Source organism: Rhizomicrobium sp., from assembly GCF_056722145.1.
Genome location: NZ_JBWZET010000344.1, coordinates 1 through 4,145 on the forward strand (window position 1 = coordinate 1; position 4,145 = coordinate 4,145).

General features: G+C 67.1%; 2 protein-coding genes and 1 pseudogene. 2 read left to right on the forward strand and 1 reads right to left on the reverse strand.

Annotation, left to right across the window (positions count from 1 at the left end; all coding sequences use genetic code 11):
- Positions 1-206: hotdog family protein (locus tag AC1P6P_RS18300; protein ID WP_481403882.1), on the forward strand; the 206-nt coding region annotated here is incomplete at its 5' end.
- Positions 207-412: 206 nt separating this feature from the next.
- On the opposite strand, the gene AC1P6P_RS18305 is transcribed toward AC1P6P_RS18300, so the two are convergent.
- A complete protein-coding gene (locus tag AC1P6P_RS18305) occupies positions 413-2,887 on the reverse strand; it encodes a TonB-dependent receptor (protein ID WP_481403883.1) in 2,475 nt (824 codons plus the stop codon).
- 521 nt (positions 2,888-3,408) lie between these two features.
- Here AC1P6P_RS18305 and AC1P6P_RS18310 point away from each other — a divergent pair.
- Positions 3,409-4,145: pseudogene (locus tag AC1P6P_RS18310) on the forward strand (4-hydroxybutyrate--acetyl-CoA CoA transferase); the annotation flags it as partial.

A 4,145-nucleotide genomic window follows, 5' to 3' on the forward strand; every position in this document is an offset into this window, starting at 1 on the left:
GCATGGTCGTGCACTCGAACTGCTCGTACCGCGGCCCGGCGCTGACCGGCGACGTGACCATCCAGACCGCCGAGGTCGTGGAAAAGTCGATTGACGAGAACGGCCGCCACCTCGTCCACGTCAAGCAGCTGATGAAGAACCAGCTCGGCAAGACGATGGCGACCGGCACCGCCGAGATCGCGCTGCCGAAGAAGCCGGCCGCCTGATCGATCGCGCCGGCGGCGCAGGCCGCCGGCAAGCAGGCACGAACGCGCGGGGGGAGCCGTTCGCCTCCCGCGCGTTTCTTTTGGTGCGCCGCGCCGGTTCACGCCCTCCGTGCCTGGCGGCCGGGCACGAAAAAACGGCCGGGGGTTGCCCCCCAGCCGTCGTTTTCCGGCAAGTCGATCGGCTTCTGCCGATCGGCTTGTGCCGATCAGCGCGAACCGAAGTTCACGCGCAGGTTGATGCCGAATTCGCGCGGCTGGCTGACGGTGATGCCGCGATAGTCGGACACCGCCGCACCCGCACCCGTGAAGGTGGCATAAGGCACGACCAGCGCGCCCTGGTCGCGGGTCAGCACGCGCAGCGTGTTGAAGATGTTCTTCACGTAGCCGCTGACTTCCCAGCCACCGGCGCTGTCGCGCAGGCCGACGAAGGCGTTGACGATGGCATAGGCCTTGACGTCGTCATACGGATTGGTCGGCTGGTTCTGGGCGTTGCCATAGAACGACATCAGCCCGCGGACGTAGGCTTCGTGCCCGGCCAGCGGATGGGTGTACTCCGACTGCACCGTCGCGGTGAACGGCGCGTTGAAGCCGGCCGCATAGTTCGCCGGGCAGATGTTGATCTGCGCCGGCGCCGCCGGCAGCGTCGGGTTGCCGTTGGCGTCGAACAGCGTGCAGGGCAGCTGGCCGTTCTTGATCTTCGCCTTGGTGTACGAGAACGTCCCGCCGATGTTGAACTGCGACGAGGCGCGATAGCTGATCTCGCCCTCGATGCCGTCGACCTTGGCCGGAACCCCGACCGCCAGACCGGTACGGGTATAGTTGCCCGCATAAGTGCCGTTGGCGAGGTGCGCGGCGAAGTACACCGCCGGCGAGGTGGCGATGAAGTTGTCGAAGTCCTGGTGGAACGCGGCGAGGTTGACGACCAGGCGCTTGCCGAGCCAGGCGGTCTTCACGCCGATTTCATACGAACGCGACTTTTCCGGGGTGATCGCATAGAGCGCGCTCAGCGCCGGGTCGGTGATCGTGCCGGTCTGGCCCGAGCTGGCGAGAACGATGCCGGTCGTGCCCGAACCGATGCGCCACGAGCTGCCGGTGCTGACATAGGCCATGATGTCGTCGCTGAAGCGGTGCTTGATCGAGCCCGAGTAGACCGTCGCGTTGAACTTATCGACACCGACCGTGCCGGCCACGCCGGGGACGGTGATCCGCTCCGGGCTGAGGCTCAGGTTGCTCCAGTTGTCGAAGTGGATGTAGCGCAGGCCGCCCGAGATTTCGGTCTTTTCACCGAGGTGCGCGGTGACGTTGCCGAACAGCGACTTTTCCAGCGCACGGTTGCGCACCTGCGACTGGGCGACGACGTTGACGCCGAAGAAGTTGGCGGCGGTCGGCGGATCGCTGGCGAACACCGGCAGCGGCACGGTCAGGTCGGTCGGCGCCACCTGGCGGTTGATCAGGCCACCGACCACGTAATCGAACATGCCCAGCACGCGCTCGTCGGACGAAAGCCGCAGTTCGTGCGAGTACGACTTGGCCTTCGAATCGGTGTACTGGCCATAGTTGTACATGTTCAGCGTGGTCAGCGGGTTGGCATTGGCGTTGCCCGCGTAAGTGCCGTTGTCGATGAAGATCGCGCCGGTATCGCCCGGATAGAGCGAGATCACGTCCTGGGTCTGCCAGCCGCCGACATAGTTGAGCTTCTGCCCCGAGAACTTCCATTCTGCCTGCAGGCGGAACACGTCGAAGCCCTGGTGGATCTGGCGCGGACGGCTTTCCACGCCCTGGCGGTCGCGCGCGGTGATCAGCGTGTCGTTGACCACGCCACCGGTGGCGAGCGCCGCCGATTCGACCTGGTCGAAGTACTGGCTCTTGACCACCATGTGCTGGTAGCTGCCCTGGATGTCGACGTTCTCCAGCGGGTCGAAGCGGACGGTGATGCGCTCGCCATACGTGCGGTTGTACGAATCGAGGCCGGGTGCGTTCTTGCTGGTGACGCGATTGGCTTCGTTGCTGTCATAGACGCCGGCAACGCGCACCGCGAGCATGCCCGGGATGATCGGCACGTTCACCGCACCGTTCATGTTCTGCCCGCCGATCGAGTTGATCGTGCCGGTGGCATAGCCGCCGATCTTGTACATGTCCGGACGGGTGGTGGTGACGGTGATCGAGCCCGACGGCGAGGCCAGCCCGCGCAGCGTGCCCTGCGGCCCGTGCAGCACTTCGATCTGGCCGACGTCGAACAGCGACTGGAACAGCTGGCCGGCGGGAATCGGCGCGTCGTTCATGTAGAAATCGACGGTGCCGTTCGAACCGCTGGTGTTGACGTTGTAGTCGACGCCGCGCAGCGTGGCGCTCGGCGCGATGCCGTCGGCGGCCGGGGTCAGGGTCAGGCCGGGAACCAGCGTCGCGACGTCCTGGAATTCACGGATTTGCAGCTTGGCGAGCGATTCGGCGGGGACCGCGCTGACGGTCAGCGGCACGTCCTGCAGGCGCTCGTCGCGGCGGCGGGCCGAAACGATGATCTCGCCGAGGTCGTTGCCCGAAGCGGTCTCGTCGGCGGTGGCAGGGGCAGCCTGCGCCTGTTGGGCCGCCGCGGTTTCGGCATGGGCGCTGGTCGCCAGCATCGGCAGCACCATCGCCGCGAGGCTGACGCCCGCATACACAAGCTTGGATTTCGTCTTCACAATTCGTCCCTCTCGAGCATGACAAGGCACAGCCGCCCCCGGGATGGGAGCGCGACGACCTCGCCAGATATTTCCCGAACACAAGGCCGTCCGGCGCCCGGAAACGGCCTCACCCCCTGCGCGCGGCGCGCGCCGGGGTGGCGAATGGCGCCCTGTCCGCGCCAATCACGAGAAAGGCGTTCTCGCAATTTTGTTGCCGGCGCAACCGGGATTGCCCGCATTTTCCCCAAGTCCGCGGCAATTCAGCCGCACCTGTGGCGTACCGGCCACAGTTACCAGACCCCGGTATCGCAACCACGATGTTCCCGCGCGCGTCACGCAATTTGCGCGAACAGGTGATCTGGGTGCCGGCATGGCATTAGGCTGTCATGGTCCGCACGATCGGGACGGCGGCCTGTCGATCCGGCCTCGACGCTGCGTCACCGGCCAGGTCGCGGTCGGCGGCATTCGCGGCAGAACCGGCCGCGCATGCCAGGCGCATCCAGGCGCGCACCCGGGCGCACACAAGGGGGAAACAGACGGTGGACGTAGCGGCGCTCTATCAATCGAAGCTGGTGCCTGCCGACGTGGCGGTCGCGGCGATCACCTCGGACATGGACATCGCGATGGGGATGGCGGTGGCCGAACCGCCGGCGCTGCTCGACGCGCTGGCCCGGCGCGTCGCCGCCGGCGCGCTCGACCAGCTGCGCGTCTGGTACTTCCATTCGCTCGAAGCGGCGGGCACCACGATCCTGCGCCGCGAACTGCTCGACCGGGTGCGGCCGCACTGCATGTTCCTCAGCGGGATCGAGCGCGCGCTGATCCGCGCCGAACCCGCCGGCGGTCCCGGTCCGGTGGCGTTCGTGCCGATCGCCTTCAGCGAATCGCCGGCGCTGTTCGAGCGCCGGGTCGAGCTCGACGCCTGCATCACCACCGTCTCGCCGATGGACCGCCACGGCTGGTTCACCTTCGGCACCAGCAACGACTACACCTCGACCGCGGCGCGGCGGGCGAAGCGGCTGATCGTCGAGGTCAACCCGGCGATGCCGCGCGTGTTCGGCGATTCGCTGCTCCACGTTTCCGAAGTCGATGCCATCGTCGAGAACCCGCGCCCGCTCCCCGAAATCGCCTGCGGCGAAGCATCGCCCGAGGAGCAGGCGATCGCCGCGGTCATCGCCGGGATGATCGACGACGGCGCCTGCCTGCAGATGGGGATCGGCACGCTGCCGGCGGCGGTGTGTGGCCTGCTGCGCGACCGGCGCGACCTCGGCATCCATAC